Consider the following 18,381-nt stretch of genomic DNA (forward strand, 5'->3'; position numbering starts at 1 on the left):
ACACAGGTGGTCAGGTAGAGAATACTAAGGCGATCGAGATAACTATGGTTAAGGAACTCGGCAAAATGCCCCCGTAACTTCGGGAGAAGGGGGGCCCTGTCTGGTGACGACATTTACTGTCTGAGCTGGGTGGGGCCGCAGAGACCAGTGAGAAGCGACTGTTTACTAAAAACACAGGTCCGTGCGAAGTCGTAAGACGATGTATACGGACTGACGCCTGCCCGGTGCTGGAAGGTTAAGAGGACCGGTTAGTTCTTCGGAGCGAAGCTGAGAATTTAAGCCCCAGTAAACGGCGGTGGTAACTATAACCATCCTAAGGTAGCGAAATTCCTTGTCGGGTAAGTTCCGACCTGCACGAATGGCGTAACGACTTCTCAGCTGTCTCAACCGTAGACTCGGCGAAATTGCATTACGAGTAAAGATGCTCGTTACGCGCGGCAGGACGAAAAGACCCCGGGACCTTCACTACAGCTTGGTATTGGTGTTCGGTTCGGTTTGTGTAGGATAGGTGGGAGACTGTGAAGCGGTGACGCCAGTTATCGTGGAGTCGTTGTTGAAATACCACTCTGATCGAATTGGACCTCTAACCTCGGACCATGATCTGGTTCAGGGACAGTGCCTGGTGGGTAGTTTAACTGGGGCGGTTGCCTCCCAAAATGTAACGGAGGCGCCCAAAGGTTCCCTCAGCCTGGTTGGCAATCAGGTGTCGAGTGCAAGTGCACAAGGGAGCTTGACTGTGAGACTGACAGGTCGAGCAGGGACGAAAGTCGGGACTAGTGATCCGGCACCGGCAAGTGGAAGCGGTGTCGCTCAACGGATAAAAGGTACCCCGGGGATAACAGGCTGATCTTCCCCAAGAGTCCATATCGACGGGATGGTTTGGCACCTCGATGTCGGCTCGTCGCATCCTGGGGCTGGAGTAGGTCCCAAGGGTTGGGCTGTTCGCCCATTAAAGCGGCACGCGAGCTGGGTTTAGAACGTCGTGAGACAGTTCGGTCTCTATCCGCCGCGCGCGTTAGAAACTTGAGGAAGGCTGTCCCTAGTACGAGAGGACCGGGACGGACGAACCTCTGGTGTGCCAGTTGTTCCGCCAGGAGCACCGCTGGTTAGCTACGTTCGGAAGGGATAACCGCTGAAAGCATCTAAGCGGGAAGCCTGTTCCAAGATGAGGTTTCTCACCCCCTCGAGGGGGTAAGGCCCCCGGCAGACCACCGGGTTGATAGGCCAGAACTGGAAGTGCAGTAATGCATGTAGGTGACTGGTACTAATAGGCCGAGGACTTACCACAAAGAAGCTACGCGTCCACTGTGCGGTATCTGAAACAACACACAGATACTGATGAGAAACCCTGTTTTCTCCATCCCCCAACACCAGAAACTGGTGTTGACGGGTGGTGAAACCAGGTGATCAGAAGAAGGTTACTGTGACAGTTTCATAGAGTTACGGCGGTCATAGCGAAGGGGAAACGCCCGGTCCCATTCCGAACCCGGAAGCTAAGCCCTTCAGCGCCGATGGTACTGCACTCGACAGGGTGTGGGAGAGTAGGACACCGCCGAACACACATTAGAGAAGCCCCCCAACCAGTACTGGTTGGGGGGCTTTCTCGTACCCAAAACACCCCACCCCGCCAACACCCGAAAGCACCCCCGCCGGCACCCCCGACTTCGAGCGAACGGCACTTTCGTCGCCTCAGATCGACCCAACGTACCGTTCACACCATCAAGGGCGGGCACGCCGCCGGCACCCCGGCATGGAGTGAACGACACGCTCACCCTCTTAGACGAGGGGAACGGTACGTTCACTCCATCAGGGCAGGGCAGGGCAGGGCAGGGCAGGGCAGGGCAGGTGAGCGGATGCGCAGGGCCGGCAGGCGTTATCGCAGAGCCGCCTGCAGCACCTCGCAGAGCACGTCCAGCGTCTTCGAGTACTGCGACTGCGTCGGCGTGCTGTAGCCGACGACGATGCCGTCACCGCCGACTGACGACACGTCGGGATGTCGGAAGACCGACAGCCCTTCGAGCCCGAGATCGCGCGCCCGGGCCGCTGCAAGAACAGATTGTTCGGTGCCGGAGGGCAGACGGATCACAGCGTGAAGTCCCGCGGAGATCCCCTCGACCCTGACCTGGGGTACTTGCTGCGCAAGTGTCGCGACCAGTTGATCGCGTCGTCGTCGGTACGAGGTGCGCATCTTTCGAATATGGCTGTCGAATCTTCCGGATTCGATGAAGTCCGCCAAGGTCAATTGATCCGTTGAACTTACCCAGCGTTCGTAGGGTCCCTTTGTTGCGAGGACAGGTTCGATCAGCCTGTCCGGCAACACCATCCATCCGATGCGAATTGCCGGCGACAGTGTCTTGCTGACAGTGCCCAGGTACGCAACGTGCTGCGGTGCGATTCCTTGGAGTGCACCGACAGGTTTTCTGTCGTAACGGAATTCGCCGTCGTAGTCGTCCTCGATGATGACGCCGCCCGTAGTCGTGGCCCATTCGAGAGCGGTCGCGCGCCTCGCCGGTGTGAGGGGACCGCCGAGAGGGAACTGATGGGTCGGCGTCAGCAGAACACTCTCAGCAGAAGTAGACGCCAATTCGTCTGTGCAAGTGCCTGATTGGTCAACCGATATGGGAACTGTCAGCAGCCCTTCGTCGGCGAGCAACTGCCGGTGCAGGTGAAGGCAGAAAGCGTCGACCGCAATCGTTCCTCCGAGTGCGCGGGCAAGGAGGGAGATCCCGTGACCCGAGCTGGCACTGATCACAATGCAGTTCGGATCGACGCGAACGCCTCTGGTGCGGCTCAGGTATGTGGTGAGGGCGTTTCGGAGTTCGACTCGGCCTCTGGGATCAGTAGTCGCGAACGCGTCGGTCGGCGCGGTGGTCAAAGCACGTCTGGCGGACGAAATCCATGCAGTGCGGGGAAACGCCGACGCGTCGGGCGATCCAGGGAGAAGGCTGTAGGTCCAGCGTCGTCGAGTCGGTGATGGCTCGACCTCGCGGGTGTGTGTGCTGGCGAGCGTGGCGACCAGGGTCCCGGAACCAGGCCGTGTGACAAGCCACCCAGCTGCGGCGAGCTCGGCATAGCAGTCCGCAACGGTGTTTCGGGCAACTCCGAGGTCGAGCGCGAGGGTGCGGGAAGGTGGGAGTCTGGTGCCGGGCTTCAGCAGTCCACTGTCGATCGCGTCGCGAAGGGTCTGAAGCAGTGCAGCGCGAACCCCGATTCCCTGTGGCAGCTCGATATGTAGATCGAACCCAAGATTGGCCCACGAATTCACCACCGGATTGAACCATGTTTCCGGGTCTTTCCGGGATTACCGTTTGAGTTATGACTACAGCAACAGGACAAAGACTGGATATCGCAAAGCTGGCGCCCGAGGTCTACAAGGCGATGATTGCGTTGGATGCCGCTGCACGCAAGGGGCTGGAGCCGACGCTCGTCGAGCTGGTCCTCACGCGTGCGTCGCAGCTGAATCATTGCGCATGGTGCCTGGACATGCACACTCGCGACGCACGAAAGGTCGGCGTGACGGAGCAGAAGCTCTACCTACTGAACGCGTGGGAAGAAGCGCGAGGGATGTACTCCGATCGTGAACGTGCCGCGCTCGCCTTGACCGAGGCCGTGACAGTCCTCACCGACGGTTTCGTTCCGGACGAGGTGTACAGCGAGGCTGCCGGCGAATTCTCGGACGTGGAACTGGCTCAGCTCATCAGCGTCATTTTGACGATCAATGCGTGGAATCGCATTGCGGTTACCACGAGGAAGGCGCCTCCGGTCCGAGACTGATCCGAGGCTCGTGCTCCGCTCTCCGGCAGGGCAGGGTTCCGCCGTCGGAGATCTGGGTAATCGGCGCAAAGAGGACCAAAAGATTGGTTCAGGGTGTGAACAAAACCAACAGATTCTTTGAATGTGAGGCAAATCACATAATGTGAGTGGAGATTGTTCTGGGTCATCTACAAGTTGCCCGAATCCCGACAAAGCAGTCTCGGTCGGAAGTTTCCGGCGAAGGGGTCCGCATAGCGGGCCCCTTCTTTTGCGCGCGAGCTGAAAACGCCCCTTCCTGTGAGTTTCCCCAGAATGTCCAAGTTACCGACTGGCTAGCGTTGGCGAAATGTCGGGAACGTCGCGGTTGGATGAGCAGATTTTGGGGGGATCGCGATTGTTGTGCGGTTGGACAAAGGTTCAGTCACCTTCATGGCTAACTCGTCATCCGAATGTCCAAGCTGCGCCCTGGGTGCTCGACGATTGGGTGATCTTTCTTGAAACATGCACTACATTGCCATTCAGTAACTGGCTGATTGCCAAAAGTGATCGGCTGATCCTCTCGGAAGTGAGCGCTGGGTGGCGTGGTATTGGGAATCCAGGCAACCGTCTCGCTACCGAAATGTCTTGAAAGGGAAGCTTTGATGACTGTGTCTGGTTCACGGCGTAGGCCGCTTGTTCTCCGGCTCTCGCTAACTGCAGCTATTGCCGTAACGGTCGCCGGTAGTAGCGTTGCTTTTGCTTCGCCAGCTGTGTCCGCGCCGATGCCGGTGCGAACCGCGGCCGCTCCGGCGTTCACCGCCGGGTTGTGTGAGGGCACCGAGTACACGCCCTCGGAGCAGATGCTCGACATCTCCGGCATTCGGCTGGATCACTACAACGACGGCAACATCGTGCCGATGTACGGCACCACCGATCGGGGTACCTCGGCCGCGGTGGATGCTCCGGTCTGCGGTGTCCGCGATGTCGACGGAATTGCGAAGTCGGAATGGATGTACTGCACGGACTTCGATCTCGATCCGTGTGCCGGTGTCGACGAGAACGGTTTGCCGGTTGACAAGCACAACGACGAGATGGGTGCGACGGTGCCGTCTTCGGGCAATCCCGATCTGTCAGCCGACGATCTCGCTGTCATCAGTTGGTTGCTGCAGAATCCCGCCAAACTCGACGGTGTCGTTTCGGGAAATGGCAGCGAGGATGCACGTTCGGCGCGGCAGACGCTTGTGTGGTGTGTCTCGGACTACGACAATCCGCTGATGGCCGATTTCAAAAGCCTGTGCGACAGGAACATCGGCGACGACGAGCGAGCTCGCATCGTCGAGATCATGAACGTCACGCAGACGCTCGACCTCGTTCGCAAGACACCCGCGACGGGGACTCTGAAGGCCGGCGAGACTGCCGTTTTCACCCTGAATACGAATATGTACCGGAAGCCGATCACTGTTCAGTCCTCGGCGGGCACCGAACTGACCGTCTGTGGTGACAACGCCAAGGCGACGTTGTCTGCAAATCAACTGACGGTCGACGGCCGCGGCGACGCACCGACTGCTGTTGATCTTTGCCTCACCGCTGCGGCCGGCGGGGACTACTCGGTGACTGCAAGCGTCATTCCGGATTCGGTCGAGAACCTGCACTGGAACACGGCAGGCGCACAGTGCCAGATCTTCGCGTCGTTCGACACCGTTCGGCCGGCTTCGATGAATGCATCTGCCAGCGTCGGATATGCAGCAGCACCCACGACGACACCGGCAACGAGCACGCCGGCAACGACCACACCGGCAACGACCACACCGGCCACCACGACGCCTGCAACCCCGGTCGTTCCGATCGTGCCGATTGTTCCGATCGTGCCCATCGTGCCGATTGTGCCGATTGTGCCGATCGTGCCTGTAGTTCCGGGTGCACCTGTTCCGTCGCAGCCGGTTGCAACTCCCGCAACTCCGGCGCCGTCGGCTCCGAAGCCGGCCACTGGCCCCCGCCCGGTTGCCATCGACGGTGGTGCTGCTGAACAGAATTCAGGCCGCAACGTCGCCGTCGCAGTGACGGGCCTCGGGCTTGTCGGAATGGCTGCTGCCGGAGCAGTTGCTCTCCGCCGCAAGCGATCCTGACACCAGGCACGTGTAGTAGACGTCGGCACCGATCACGCTTCGTGTGATCGGTGCCGACATTGATCAGACGCAGGGGGCGTCAATTCGCACGAGGTGCCGGGGGCGCCTCATCCCGCAGGAGACAGTTCGATGACCATGTACGAGTCGGATCCCAATCCATCCAATCCATACGACGATCCCAACCACGATCAGCCCGCGAGTCCAGGCAAAGGGCGTCGTGTCGCGTTCATTCTGGCTCTCATCGCGGTGTTGGTCGCCGGTGCTTCCATGGCCTTCGTCGGCCTGCGATCCTCCGATGACGATGCTGCGATCCCGCCGAGTCCGGGAGTTGTCATGTCGCACTCCGCGAATCCGGCAACGCCTACGGATGCGTTGATGACTCCCAACACCCTTTCGCTCGACCCGGTCGGTGTTCAGGCGCCGATCGTGGACGCCACCGTGCCGGAAGGAGTTCTCACTCCGCCGGAGAACGTCAAGAACGTCGGAATCTGGCTCGACGGTGCATCTCTCGATTCCGCCACCGGCACGACCTTGATTGCCGGACACGTCAATCTGACCGGCCAGGGTAACGGCGCGCTGTTCGACCTGGGCACGATCGAGCCGGGTGAAGTGATCCGTACATCCGACGCGACGGGTAAGAGCACGTCGTGGAAGGTGACTGCGGTGACGACGCGCCCGAAGGCCGATGGTGTGGAGGAAAGCGTGCTGGCCGGCCCGGAGGGCCCTCGTAAGTTGGCAGTCGTAACCTGCGGCGGCGAACTGCAATTCGCGGACGGTGTGGGCAACTACGCCGACAACGTCTACCTGTACGCGGATCTGATGCTCTGAGACACAGGAATGATTCCGACGGTCCCCGATCCCTCTTCGTAGCGATCGGGGATCGCCTGTTGGATAGTGTCGCAGGTATGGATCTTCACTTGTCTGGAAAGCGTGCGATCGTTGCCGGTGGTAGCAAGGGGATCGGTCTGGCAATCGCCAGAGGTCTGGCCGCTGAAGGGGTCGACATCGCGATACTCGCGCGCACTGAGCGAACCGTCGTAAGCGTTGCACGAGATTTGGTTTCGGAGTTCGGAATTCGTGCGATCGGAGTCGTGACGGATACGCGAGACGACGACGCGGTTCAGGCGTCGGTGCGGCAAGTGGTAGAGGAGTTCGGCGGTGTCGACATTCTTGTCAATTCGGCAGCGACGCCGTTCAGCGCCGGAAAGCCGACGGATTTCGAGGCGACCACCGACGACGTCGTGCGAGACGAAGTCGAAGTGAAAGTGCTGGGGTACCTGCGAACTGCGCGCGCTGTAGCGCCGTATCTGATCGATCAGGGTTGGGGTCGGATCATCAACATCAGCGGTTTGGGTGCCAGACAGGCAACTTCGATCGCCCACACGATCCGCAACGTCAGTGTGTCTGCACTGACCAAGAATCTTGCAGACGAGCTGGGCCCCAAGGGAATCAACGTCACCGTCGTCCATCCGGGCGTGACGAGGACCGAGAGGTTGACCGCACGGATTACCCGCGAGTCGGAAGAATCCGGCCGCTCGCAGGCAGAGGTGGAGCGTGGTATCGCGACGAACTCGATACATCGGATCATCGATGCCGAAGAAGTAGCCGACGTCGTGACCTTCCTGGCATCGCCGCGAAGCATCGCGATCACCGGTGACGCAGTGGCAGCGGGTGGAGGAGTGCCAGGGCCGGTCTACTACTGAAATTGTGCGTACTGCTACCTGCCGGCGGTGGTGACGATCGTGTGAACGCGTCCGCCGCCGAGTCTCTTGCTTTCGTACATCGCCGAATCGGCGACTTTCTGCATGTCCGTGAACGCTGCTGCGCGGTCTTCTCCGGCGACGAATTTGTGGGTACGCACGGCGATTCCGATGCTCGAAGTCGACGGTATCTCGTCGGTATTCGAGTGCATTGCCGGTCCGATCGAGTTGAGCATCGGTCCGATGGCTGGCACGGAAAGTCTTTGGACGAGGATGAATTCGTCGCCACCGACCCGCGCGACGACAGCATCGGCGTGTGCCCAGGCGGATAACCGCTGCGATACCCGGAGAATGATGCGATCGCCGACGTCGTGGCCGTGCACGTCGTTGATCGTCTTGAACCGGTCGATGTCGATCGCGATCACGAGTAGTGCCGCAGATTCTTGACGCTGGAACCCCTCGAGTACCTTCTCGACGTGGCGGTCGAGGCCACGACGGTTCAAGAGGCCGGTGAGAGGATCGAGGTCGGAACTGGAAGCATCCATGCTGAGCATCGTCAGCACGATCTGCGAGATGAATGCGCAGACCACCAACGCGGTGATGACGACCAGTACTTTCGAAACACCAAGGGCTGGATCGCGATCCGGCCCGAACAGAATTGGCTGCGCAGCCACCGCGATCACAAGAAGCGAAAAAGCTATGTGCGCGATCTGCAACTTCGGGTTGTGGAAGTAGGCGATGTAGATGCCGACCAGAGCAAAAATGACACAGGTGAGCAATCGTGCGAGCTGGGAGGAATCTCCAACGACGGAGATCGTGACCGCGATGTCGCAGAAGACCACGAAACCGAACGAGCGACGCTTTGTGGGGCCGAAGACCCACCATGAGACTCCGACTACGAAGCACGAGATCACGACAACAGTATTGAAGAACAGCGCAATCGTGCTTGTCGGACCGGCAGGGCTGAATCTGTTCAGTAGTGCGCACACTCCCAGTCCGATGACAATGATGCCAAGTAATAGCCGGGTGGCGGTCGTGAGGCCGTTGTCGCGGAGATAGCGAGTGAAGCGGTCGTATTGATCGGGAAGAATCAACCACTCGCGGGTCAGCGTCCTCATCGACTTCATCTGCGATGTCATGAGTGCATCAGTCTTCGAAGGCTGGAGCGTGCGCCATTCATCGCGAACTGATTCCTCTTCTGTCTGGCACCTTGCAATGCTAACTGGATCGATGCCGCATCGGACCGAGATGTTCGGATCGGTGACCCGGATGTCTGCGTTGCGCCAGCGTGGAGTATAAATACATCTTGTGTCTATGTTGTATTCCGCTTCCGAAACCGTCTTCCGCGAAGTCAAGGAGCTGATCCTTTCCGGCGAGCTCGCCGGCGGGGAGCTGATCAGTGAGGGTGACATCGCTGCACGGACCAATGTGAGCCGAACGCCGGTGCGTGAGGCGTTTCTGCGTCTCGAATCGGAAGGTTGGATGCGCCTCTATCCGAAGAAGGGGGCGCTGATCGTCCCGGTCGCGGATGGGGAAGCGGAACACGTAGTCAGTGCCAGACAGCTCGTCGAGACTCAGAGCGTTCGAGTGGTGTCGGTCCGACCGCACGCACGGGAAGCGCTTGTCGCAGCGTTGCGCGCGAATCTGATCGAGCAACGTGAGATTGCTGATCGCGGGGACGTGGCCGCGTTCAGCGCAATCGATGCAGACTTCCACAAGATGATCGTTGCCGCCGGTGGGAACCCTTTGCTCGACTCGTTCTACGCGAGTCTGCGCGACAGGCAACGACGGATGACAGCCCGGTCGATCTCACGCGACCCTGGCCAACTCTCGCGCATCCTTGCCGATCACACCGCGCTTACCGACCTCGTCGACACAGGCGATGCCGACGGATACAACACTGCCGTCCTCACACACATGCGCCAGGTCCACGGCCTCGGCTTCGAAGGAACTCTGTGATGAGCACCCAAACGATCGGCGCTGGGACCGCGGCCGAAACTCGTCTCGAGGGTGAACGCCTCTCCGGCGGAAAGTGGCTGTGGCTGACCGTTGCCGCCAGTATGTTCGCCGCTGCCTGGGGCGGAAACGAATTCACCCCACTGCTGGTGATGTACCGACTCGACCACGGCTATTCGCCGGTGATGGTCGATTTCTTCCTCTTCGCCTACGTCGTCGGAATTGTGCCGGCCCTGCTGCTCGGCGGCCCGCTGTCCGATCGATTGGGTCGACGCCCGATCATGCTCCCCGCGCCGATCATCGCGATCGCCGGTTCGACGCTGCTCGCTTTCGGGGCGGACTCCGCCGCTGCTCTCATCCTGGGAAGAATCCTCTGTGGCATCGCCTTGGGGATCGGTATGGCCGTCGGCGGCTCCTGGGTCAAGGAGTTGTCCACGCAACCTTGGGACCCGACGGCGTCGGAAGGCGCAGGTGCTCGGCGAGCAGCGATGAGTCTGACCGCGGGCTTCGCCTTGGGAGCGGGTGCTGCGGGAATCTTGGCGCAGTGGGCGCCCATGCCGAGTGTGTTGGCGTACGTGCTGCACATCGCGATCACCGTCCTCGCCGCCATGGCGCTGTGGCGTGCGCCCGAAACACGACCGGCACAGGCGAAATCCGACCGTCGCAGGTTGATCGACGACCTCAAGATCCCCTTGGCAGGTCACCGCAGATTCCTCTACGTCGTCGTTCCGTTGGCGCCGTGGGTGTTCGGTGCCGCCAGTGTCGCGTATGCAGTTATTCCGGCGCTCATGACCGGGCACAGTGGCGATGCGCCCGTGGCCTTTTCGGCTCTGCTGTGCATGGTCGCGCTGACATGCGGATTCGCGATTCAGTCGTTGGGGCGCAAGATCGACACCGACCGCAGTGCTCGTGGCGCCGTTGTGGCTCTGGTGTTTCTGGTGGTCGGCATGGCCGGTGCTGCTCTGGTTGCGTCGACGCTGACCGTGGCGATCGCGATCGTGGCTGCAGCGATCCTCGGTTGCGGGTACGGCATGGCACTGGTGTCCGGGTTGCTGGAGATCCAGCGAATCGCGGGGCCGGACGATCTGGCAGGATTGACCGCGGTGTTCTACTCGATCACCTACATCGGGTTCGCGGTGCCTGCGTTGCTGGCGATGCTGTCGGAAAGCATTCCGGCACTGAGCTACACGGTGACTCTGCTGTTCGGATCAGCCGCCGCCGCTGCCTGCTTGATTCTGATTCTCTTCAAGTCGCGTTCACATCTTCCGAGCGCGTGAAGCCGGCCCGCCGACTCCTGCGAGAGTCGGCGGACCGGGGCGAAATCACGCGTCTACGGTTGCGGAACCGTTTTCCGAATTGTGGACCGAATTGTGTACCGAACCAGCCGGAACCGATGCGGTCTTGTTCAGGCCGTTGAGCAAACCGGTGATATCGACGCCTGAGCTTTCGAGAGTTTCGATGACACCGGCAATCACCTGGGGACTGATGCCCAGGATCGAGCCGATCGAACCCTGCGCCCCGTCGCTTCCGCCGACGATGGAGATCCGATCGATGTCGCCGACCGGCTTCGCTGCTGCTGCGGTGGCGTCGACCAGTGCTGCCAGAACGTCAGGCAGAGTGAGCAACTGCGCGGCCTGCGGGGTGTAGGAATTGAGCGCCTCGGCGATCTGACGCTTACCGGCAGCCTCGGCTTCGAGCTTGGCGCGCAAACCATCCGCTTCGGCCTGCTGTTCGGCGCGAACGGCGTCGGCCGCTACCTTGCGGCCGTCAGCTTCGGCTTCCAGACGTGCTCGAAGGCCGTCGGCATCAGCCTGCTGCTCGGAGCGAACAGCGTCGGCGACGAGCTTTCGTGCATCGGCCTGAGCCCCGCCGGCCTGCCTTGCTGACTCGGCCTGTGCCTGGGCGCGGAGGATCGCGGCCTGTCGCTCACCCTCTGCGCGTGCGATGGAGGCTTGGCGTTCGGCCTCGGCCGGTGCAATGACATCTGCCTGCAATGCCGCTTCCGATTGCTGGGCGCGACGACGCTCGACCTCGGTGCGAGCTTCGACGCGGGCCGCCTCGGCCTGCTCACGTGCGATGCCGACGGCCTTCTCGGCCGTTGCCTGCGCGAGTGGTCCGGCCTGGTCGGCTTCGGCGTTCTCGGCTTCGGTCTGTGCTCGAAGGCGAGCGAGTTCGACGTCGCGCTTCTGATTTGCACTCGCGATCGCAGTGTCGGCCTCGGCCTGTGCGACGGAGCCTGCCTGTCGCGCCTTTGCCGACTGGATCTGCGAATCACGCTCTGCTTCAGCAGTTCCGATCGCGGCATCACGTTTGACTTCGGCGATGCGGCGCTGACCGAGCGATTCGAGGTAGCCGTTGAAGTCGGAGATTCCCGCGATCTTGATGACATCGACTTCCATGCCGATGCGTGCGAGGTCGCCACCTGCCTCCTCGACCACGCTGCGTGCGAGCGAATCGCGGTTGGAGTTCAGATCCTCGACCGTCATGGTCGCGGTGATTCCGCGCAGACTGCCGGCGAGGATTTCGTTGATCTGCTGCTGGAGTTCGTCCAGGTCGGAGGTCAGGAATCGTTGCACCGCTGTCTGAACCGCTTCGTCGGCGGAACCGATTCGTACCAGGCCGACTGCCTCGACGTTGACCGGAACACCGTCGTTGGAGAGTGCATTCTTGAGATTGATGCTGACGTTGAACGGCTCGAGCGACATGATGTCGACGCGTTCGATTCCCGGAATCTTGAACCGGGCTCCGCCGCGGACGACTTTCGGCTTGCCTCGTCCGGTGAAAACCGCCACTTCGTTCGGCGGGACCTTCACGTAGTTCTTCACGTAGATCGCGGGGAGAACGATGAAGATGATTACTGCGACTACAACCGCAATGATGATGATTGGCAGCATGTATCGAGTCCTTAGATCGCGTCGTCAACCGTGACGACGTGAAGGTATTGATCGTCTACATCGGCGATGTAGACGGTGGTGCCGGTGGTGAGCGCCATCGGCTGTGCACTGACGGCCTTGGCCTGCACGCGATTGCCTTCGGCGTCGACGAACGAGACTTCTCCCCAACCTTCGGCTGCAATGGTGAGGGTGACCGTGCCCAATAGCCCGGAGTACGAAGCTCGTCCGATGTGCGAATTATCTTGTTGCTTAATGAGATAGGGGAGAAGTAGGCCGCGCGTGACGACAACGAGAACGGCGGCGAGTGCGAGTGCTGCAATCGCCGCTACCAATGTCGGAGCGTCCGCGAGAGTGGCAGCTACGCCGCCGGCGCCGAAGCCGAAAAGTGCTGTGGCCAAGGTTGTCAGGCTCAGAAATGGCAGCCCGTCTGCGTGGCCGCCGCCCAGATCTGCAACCTCGCCGACGGCAAAGGCTCCGACCAGGGCCACGACCCCGATCACGAAACATATTGTGAATACAACGAACATCGATCCCCCGATCTACCTGTCGAGGAAGCGTGCCCTGAGAATTGTGTTGTCGGGGTCGTCCCTCGGCCCACCTCTATAGTAAAGGTAAGACAAAAATAATCGGCGCATTCGGAATGTTTCGGCGTGGTGATATCGCGGTGAGAGAGCGTCAGAGACGAGGCAGGGAGCGCTGATTCAGCCATGCATCCCACAGTGGGCGCAATGGAGTGTCGGTGAAACGTGAAGCGAGATCGGTGAATTGCTCGGTACTGACCGTGCTGTGTCGATGCTTCGTGGTCCACTGACGGATCAGTTCGAAGAACTTCTCGTCTCCGAGAACGCCGCGCAGGGCGTGCAGAGTCAATGCGCCCCGCTTGTAGATTCGATCGTCGAACATCAGGGCAGGACCGGGATTGGCGACGATCAAGTCCTGAGATTTACGCCCGAGCCCTTGATAGGCGTTGGTCGCGAGTTGGTTCGAGGACGGGCCACCGGAATTCTCGGACCAGATCCACTCCGCGTAACAGGCAAAGCCTTCGTGCAGCCAGATGTCGCACCACTGCCCGAGAGTGAGGCTGTTGCCGAACCATTGATGGGCAAGCTCGTGTGCGACAAGACGTTCGGAACCGCGCCTGCCCGTGCAATGGTTGGCTCCGAAGATCGAGAGTCCCTGCGCTTCGATGGGGATTTCGAGTTCGTCGTCGGTGACCACAGCGGTGTAGTCGGCAAAGGGATACGGTCCGAACAGCTTTCCGAAGACCTCCAACATCTGGGGTTGGCGCCCGAAGTCGACGTCGAACGCTGCTCGCAGCCGAGGTGGGTGAACGGCGAAGACCGGTACCGGCCCGGCGCTCACTTGTCGGTGCTCGTACTGACCGATCTGAATGGTTGCCAGGTAGGTTGCCATCGGTTCGGTCTGCTCGTAGACCCACGTCGTCTGACTCGCACGGGTCTGCTTGCGGATCAGCTTGCCGTTGGCGAGGGCATAGAACGGGGAATCGGTGGTGATCGAGATGCGGTACGACGCTTTGGAAATCGGATGGTCGTCGCACGGGAACCAGGACGCCGCGCCGTTGGGCTGACTTGCGACCAAAGTTCCTTCGTCGAGTTCCTCCCATCCGACTTCGCCCCACAGGCTCTTGATCGGCTCGGGGTTGCCGCTGTACGCGATGGTGACCGACAGGGCACCGCCCGCGGGGATCTTGGTAGACGGCGTGAGGATCAGCTTGTTGTTCAAGTGCGCGTACTTGGTGCCGCGGGCACCGTTGACGGACACCTTGGACACCTGCAGGTTCTGCGCGAGGTCGAAGCTGAACTTGGATCGACTCTCGGTGGTGACAGCGGTGATGACAGCTTTGCCGGCGAGACGGTTGCTGAAGACCTTGTACGTCAGTTCCAGTTCGTACCGGGACACGCGGTACCCGCGGTTGCCGTTGAGCGGCAGGTACGGATCGATCGGCTCCTCGAGCATTCGGTTCGGCTTCACGACGCCACCCACGGTGCAATCGGGTTGCCCTGCCAGCGGGTGGAGGGCGGAACGGTGTCACCTCGCATCACCAGAGATGCAGGCCCTACCGTCGCTCCCGCGCCGATGCCGGCTGCGGGTAGCGCGACACAGTGCGGTCCCAGCGTTGCTCCTGCTCCCAAAGTGACGGTGTCCATGGACATGATCCGATCATGGAAGAGATGAGTTTGCACGACGCACCCCCGTTCCACTGTCGCTCCGTCGCCCAAAGTCACAAGATCTGCCTCGGGTAGCCAGTACGACTCACACCAAACGCCCTTACCGATCTTGGCCCCGAGTCCACGCAAGAAGATGTTCAGTACGGCCGTACCAGTCGCTGCGCGAGCGAACCACGGCGCCGCGACGGTTTCGACGAACGCGTCGGCTACCTCGTTGCGCCAGACGAACGAACTCCACAGCGGATGCTCGACCTTGGCGATGCGCCCGACGACGATCCACTTGGCGGCGATGGTGATCGCGCCCGCCACTGCTCCGGCGACGAGCAGAATTACGCCGCTCAACAGAGCCGCGAACCAGAATCCGACGGCGCCGACCAGTGCTTCGAGTGCAAACAGAACACCGAGACCGATGCCGAACGTGACCATCACGGGGATCAGTCGGCAGGTTTCGACCACTCCGCGGGCGATCTTGAGTCGCATCGGCGGATTGAACGTGCGGGCGGCGTCGGTGTCCCCGGCAGCCCTTCTCAGACGTACCGGTGGACTACCCAGCCACGATGATCCGGACTTGGCCTTGGACGGGGTAGCCGACAGAACCGCCACGAGACCGTTCTTGGGGACGCGTCGACCGGGGGCGGTCATACCGGAGTTGCCGAGGAACGCACGCTTGCCGATCTTGGCCTGTTCGATGTGCATCCAGCCGCCGCCGAGGCCGTAGCTCGCAACCATGGTGTCGTCGGCGAGGAATGCGCCGTCGGCGACCGTCGTGAACTTGGGAAGGAGGAGCACGGTGGATGCTTCGACGTTCTTGCCGATCTTGGCGCCGAGGAGGCGGAGCCATCCCGGCGTCAGCAGGCTCGCGTAGAGCGGGAAGAGGAAGGTTCTGGCCGAGTCGAGCAGGCGTTCGGTCGCCCACACCTGCCAGCCGATGCGGCTGCGGACAGGGTGGTAACCGGGGGTCAGCCCGATCGAGAGAAGACGAACGGCCACCAGTGTGACGACTGCGAAGACGAGCAAACTCAGGATGGTCGCGACGGGAAGCATGATCAGCGATTGGAGCACTGCACTCGCGAGCGTGTCGGTGTCGCGGATCCACCAACCGATCAAGGCGATTCCGGCCATCAGCGCGAAGATCGGCATACCGGCCAGGAAGACCGAGGTGACGCCGTATACCGGCACCCAGCCGGGTGCGCGCTTCGGATGTTCGGCCGGCCAAGGATGATTCGCTTTCCCGACCTTGGTGGCGGGGGAGCCGGCCCACTGCTGGTTTGCCTTCACTCGGCCGAACACCGCAGATCCGGGTTCGACGACGGCGTCCCGACCGATACGCGCGCCGGGCAGAAGCGTCGAGCGTGAACCGACGGAGGCGCCGTCGCCGATCTTGATCTCACCGATGTGGATGACGTCGCCGTCGATCCAGTGGCCCGAGAGGTCGACTTCGGGTTCGACGGAGCAGCCGTTACCGAGTTCGAGCATGCCGGTGATGGGAGGAAGGGTGTGGAGATCGACGCCGCTGCCGATGTCGGCGCCGAGGGCGCGGGCGTAGTAGAGCATCCACGGTGCGCCCGAAAGGTTGGCTGCGCCACTGGCTTCGGTGAGTCGCAGCGCTATCCACAGACGCAGGTGTTCACTACCGCCTCGGGGATACGTGCCCGGTTCCAGCTTGCGCAGGAGCAGGCGCGCTCCGACGACAGCGATGGTCATGCGCCCGATCGGCGTGATGAACACGATGAATGCCAACAGGATCCACCACCACGAGACCGTGGGCGCCCAGCTGACGTCGACGAACCAGCCGAGGACGTTGTTCGCGATCGCCAGCCACGTCACCCACTGCAGTCCGGTGAGCGTCGTGAGGGGAACGGTGACTGCGATCTGCGCGAGCTGAGTTTTCAAGGGTGTCGGAGCGACGATGCGCGGCTCCACAGTTTCGGTGGGTGCCAATTCGTCGAGATATTCGGCGAGCGATCCCAACCGTGGATGGTCGTAGAGCTGTGCGACGGTCACTTCGGGGAACCGCTCGCGCAGGGCGGTCACCAACTGAGCCGCAGAGAGGGATCCGCCGCCCACTTCGAAGAAGTCGTCGTCGAGTCCGGTGATCTGCGCGCCCAGGATCGAACCCCACAGGCCGGCAACCCAGGCAGCGGTGCCGTCGAGGCCCAACGCGGCCCCCGCATCTTCACCGGCGCCGGGCAACGGCCACGGCAGCGCATTGCGGTCGACCTTGCCTGACGTACGCGTCGGAAGTTCGTCCATCAACGCCAGACGCGGCACGAGGGCTGCTGGGAGCTGTTCGCTGAGCAGTGCATGAGCGGCCTTGAGATCGAAGTCGGGATCCGTGCTGGCGATGTATCCGACGAGGAGTTGATTGCCGGCTGCAGTCTTCTTCACGGCTGCGGCAGCGCCGCTCACGCCCGGCAGGTTCTGCAAGGCGTTGTCGACCTCACCGAGTTCGATGCGCCTGCCGCCGAGCTTGACCTGATCGTCCGCGCGGCCCTGGAACATCAGGCCGGTGGTCTCGAGCCGGACCAGGTCGCCGCTTCGGTAGGCGCGTTCCCACCCGAGCGAGGGCATCGACGCGTACTTCTCGGCGTCCTTCGCGGGATCGAGGTAGCGGGCGAGGCCGACGCCGCCGATCACCAGCTCGCCCACCTCACCGACCGCGACGGGATTGCTCTGGGCGTCCACGACGGCGAGGTCCCAGCCGTCGAGGGGGAGGCCGATGCTGACGGGGCTCTTGCCGTCCATCAGTGCGCCGCAGGCGACGACGGTTGCCTCGGTGGGGCCGTAAGTGTTCCAGACCTCGCGGCCCTCGACGGCCAGGCGTTCGGCCAGTTCGGGTGGGCAGGCTTCGCCGCCGAAGATCAGCAGTCGAACGGCTTCGAGGGCCTCGGCCGGCCACAGAGACGCAAGCGTCGGCACAGTGGAGACGATGCTGACGTCACGCGAGACCAGCCACGGGCCGAGGTCCATGCCGCTGCGAACCAGTGAACGAGGCGCCGGGACGAGGCAGGCGCCGTGACGCCACGCGAGCCACATCTCCTCGCAGGACGCGTCGAATGCCACGGACAGCCCCGCGAGGACGCGGTCACCAGGCCCGATGGGCTCGTCCTGGAGGAACATGCGCGCCTCGGCGTCGACGAACGCCGCGGCATTGAGGTGAGTGACCGCGACGCCTTTGGGGGTGCCGGTGGATCCTGAGGTGAAGATGATCCAGGCGTCGTCCTCGGGTTCGGGTTCGCGAACCGGTGGATGTTCGAGCCGCTTCGGCGCCGTCCCCGGCTGGATTCCGTCGCCGGTGATGATTGCCGCTACCTGCGCCTCGCCGAACACCAACTCGGCGCGCTCTTCCGGATCGTCGGCGTCGACGGGAACGTAGGCGGCGCCCGCCGCGAGGATCGACAGGATCGCCACGTACAGCGAACGCGAACCTGACGGCATCCTGATTCCGACGCGGTCACCTGCGCCGACGCCGGCATCACCGAGCCAGCGCGCACCGAGCTCGATCTCGTCGAGCAACTCCGAGTACGACAGTGTGGTGTCGCCGTCGTCGATGGCAGGTGCTTCCGGGTTGGCCTCGGCTGAGGCCCGCACGATGTCGATGAGCGTGCGCGGCGCAGGTGCATGCGCCGACCGTAGGAATACGGACGGAATCCCGAAAGATTGTTCCGTCTCCGACTGCGACTGGAGTGGCAAACCCGTTGGTCCTGTTCTACTCACGAAACTTAGAGTCCTGCGAACTGTCGAGTTGAAAGTCTCATGACAAGTTTGCGAGTTGGTGAACAGA

12 protein-coding genes and 2 rRNA genes (1 of these 14 only partly in view) are annotated in these 18,381 nt (G+C 61.8%); 8 read left to right on the plus strand and 6 right to left on the minus strand.

Annotated features, from left to right (window positions below; translation table 11 throughout):
• Positions 1 to 1,288 (plus strand): 23S ribosomal RNA (locus ACVZUB_RS02890); it begins 1,846 nt to the left of the window's first position.
• 153 nt (positions 1,289 to 1,441) lie between these two features.
• A 5S ribosomal RNA gene (gene rrf, locus ACVZUB_RS02895) occupies positions 1,442 to 1,558 on the plus strand.
• 315 nt (positions 1,559 to 1,873) lie between these two features.
• On the opposite strand, the gene pdxR is transcribed toward rrf, so the two are convergent.
• Complete coding sequence (gene pdxR / locus ACVZUB_RS02900) at positions 1,874 to 3,268, minus strand: MocR-like pyridoxine biosynthesis transcription factor PdxR (protein ID WP_081305463.1); 1,395 nt, start codon at positions 3,266 to 3,268, stop codon at positions 1,874 to 1,876.
• A gap of 47 nt (positions 3,269 to 3,315) precedes the next feature.
• Here pdxR and ACVZUB_RS02905 point away from each other — a divergent pair, with 47 nt between their 5' ends.
• The 4 genes from ACVZUB_RS02905 to ACVZUB_RS02920 all read left to right on the plus strand — a co-directional run bounded on the left by ACVZUB_RS02905 (position 3,316) and on the right by ACVZUB_RS02920 (position 7,561).
• The gene (locus ACVZUB_RS02905) at positions 3,316 to 3,774 is read left to right on the plus strand and encodes a carboxymuconolactone decarboxylase family protein (RefSeq protein ID WP_007727180.1); all 459 of its coding nucleotides are present in this window, start codon (positions 3,316 to 3,318) and stop codon (positions 3,772 to 3,774) included.
• Positions 3,775 to 4,394: 620 nt separating this feature from the next.
• Positions 4,395 to 5,858 (plus strand): hypothetical protein, encoded by a 1,464-nt coding sequence (locus ACVZUB_RS02910; protein WP_231915070.1) that lies wholly within the window; start codon positions 4,395 to 4,397, stop codon positions 5,856 to 5,858.
• Positions 5,859 to 5,987: 129 nt separating this feature from the next.
• Entirely contained in the window at positions 5,988 to 6,686 is a 699-nt protein-coding gene (locus ACVZUB_RS02915) for a class F sortase (protein ID WP_058039293.1), read from the plus strand.
• Positions 6,687 to 6,763: 77 nt separating this feature from the next.
• Positions 6,764 to 7,561: an SDR family NAD(P)-dependent oxidoreductase gene (locus ACVZUB_RS02920; protein WP_007727170.1), complete on the plus strand. Its 798-nt coding sequence runs from the start codon at positions 6,764 to 6,766 to the stop codon at positions 7,559 to 7,561.
• 14 nt (positions 7,562 to 7,575) lie between these two features.
• Here the strand turns inward: ACVZUB_RS02920 and ACVZUB_RS02925 are convergent, their stop codons facing one another.
• Positions 7,576 to 8,697 carry a GGDEF domain-containing protein gene (locus ACVZUB_RS02925; protein ID WP_042450505.1) on the minus strand — a complete coding sequence of 374 codons (1,122 nt, stop codon included), beginning with the start codon at positions 8,695 to 8,697 and terminating at the stop codon, positions 7,576 to 7,578.
• A gap of 175 nt (positions 8,698 to 8,872) precedes the next feature.
• On the opposite strand from ACVZUB_RS02925, the gene ACVZUB_RS02930 reads away from it, so the two are divergent.
• Both ACVZUB_RS02930 and ACVZUB_RS02935 read left to right on the plus strand, forming a co-directional pair.
• Positions 8,873 to 9,517: a GntR family transcriptional regulator gene (locus ACVZUB_RS02930; RefSeq protein ID WP_007727164.1), complete on the plus strand. Its 645-nt coding sequence runs from the start codon at positions 8,873 to 8,875 to the stop codon at positions 9,515 to 9,517.
• Entirely contained in the window at positions 9,517 to 10,791 is a 1,275-nt protein-coding gene (locus tag ACVZUB_RS02935) for an MFS transporter (protein ID WP_064074546.1), read from the plus strand. The genes ACVZUB_RS02930 and ACVZUB_RS02935 overlap by 1 nt, the downstream gene beginning before the upstream one ends.
• 45 nt (positions 10,792 to 10,836) lie before the next feature.
• Here ACVZUB_RS02935 and ACVZUB_RS02940 read toward each other — a convergent pair whose 3' ends face one another.
• The 4 genes from ACVZUB_RS02940 to ACVZUB_RS02955 all read right to left on the minus strand — a co-directional run bounded on the left by ACVZUB_RS02940 (position 10,837) and on the right by ACVZUB_RS02955 (position 18,290).
• Complete coding sequence (locus ACVZUB_RS02940) at positions 10,837 to 12,408, minus strand: flotillin family protein (RefSeq protein ID WP_050655914.1); 1,572 nt, start codon at positions 12,406 to 12,408, stop codon at positions 10,837 to 10,839.
• An 11-nt stretch (positions 12,409 to 12,419) separates the two neighbouring features.
• Entirely contained in the window at positions 12,420 to 12,935 is a 516-nt protein-coding gene (locus tag ACVZUB_RS02945; protein ID WP_073512086.1) for a DUF1449 family protein, read from the minus strand.
• Between the two features lie 148 nt (positions 12,936 to 13,083).
• Positions 13,084 to 14,385 (minus strand): M1 family metallopeptidase, encoded by a 1,302-nt coding sequence (locus ACVZUB_RS02950; RefSeq protein ID WP_050655931.1) that lies wholly within the window; start codon positions 14,383 to 14,385, stop codon positions 13,084 to 13,086.
• 11 nt (positions 14,386 to 14,396) lie between these two features.
• Entirely contained in the window at positions 14,397 to 18,290 is a 3,894-nt protein-coding gene (locus ACVZUB_RS02955) for a Pls/PosA family non-ribosomal peptide synthetase (RefSeq protein WP_482628521.1), read from the minus strand.
• Positions 18,291 to 18,381 lie beyond the last annotated feature (91 nt).

Source organism: Rhodococcus sp. OS5 (genome assembly GCF_056837585.1).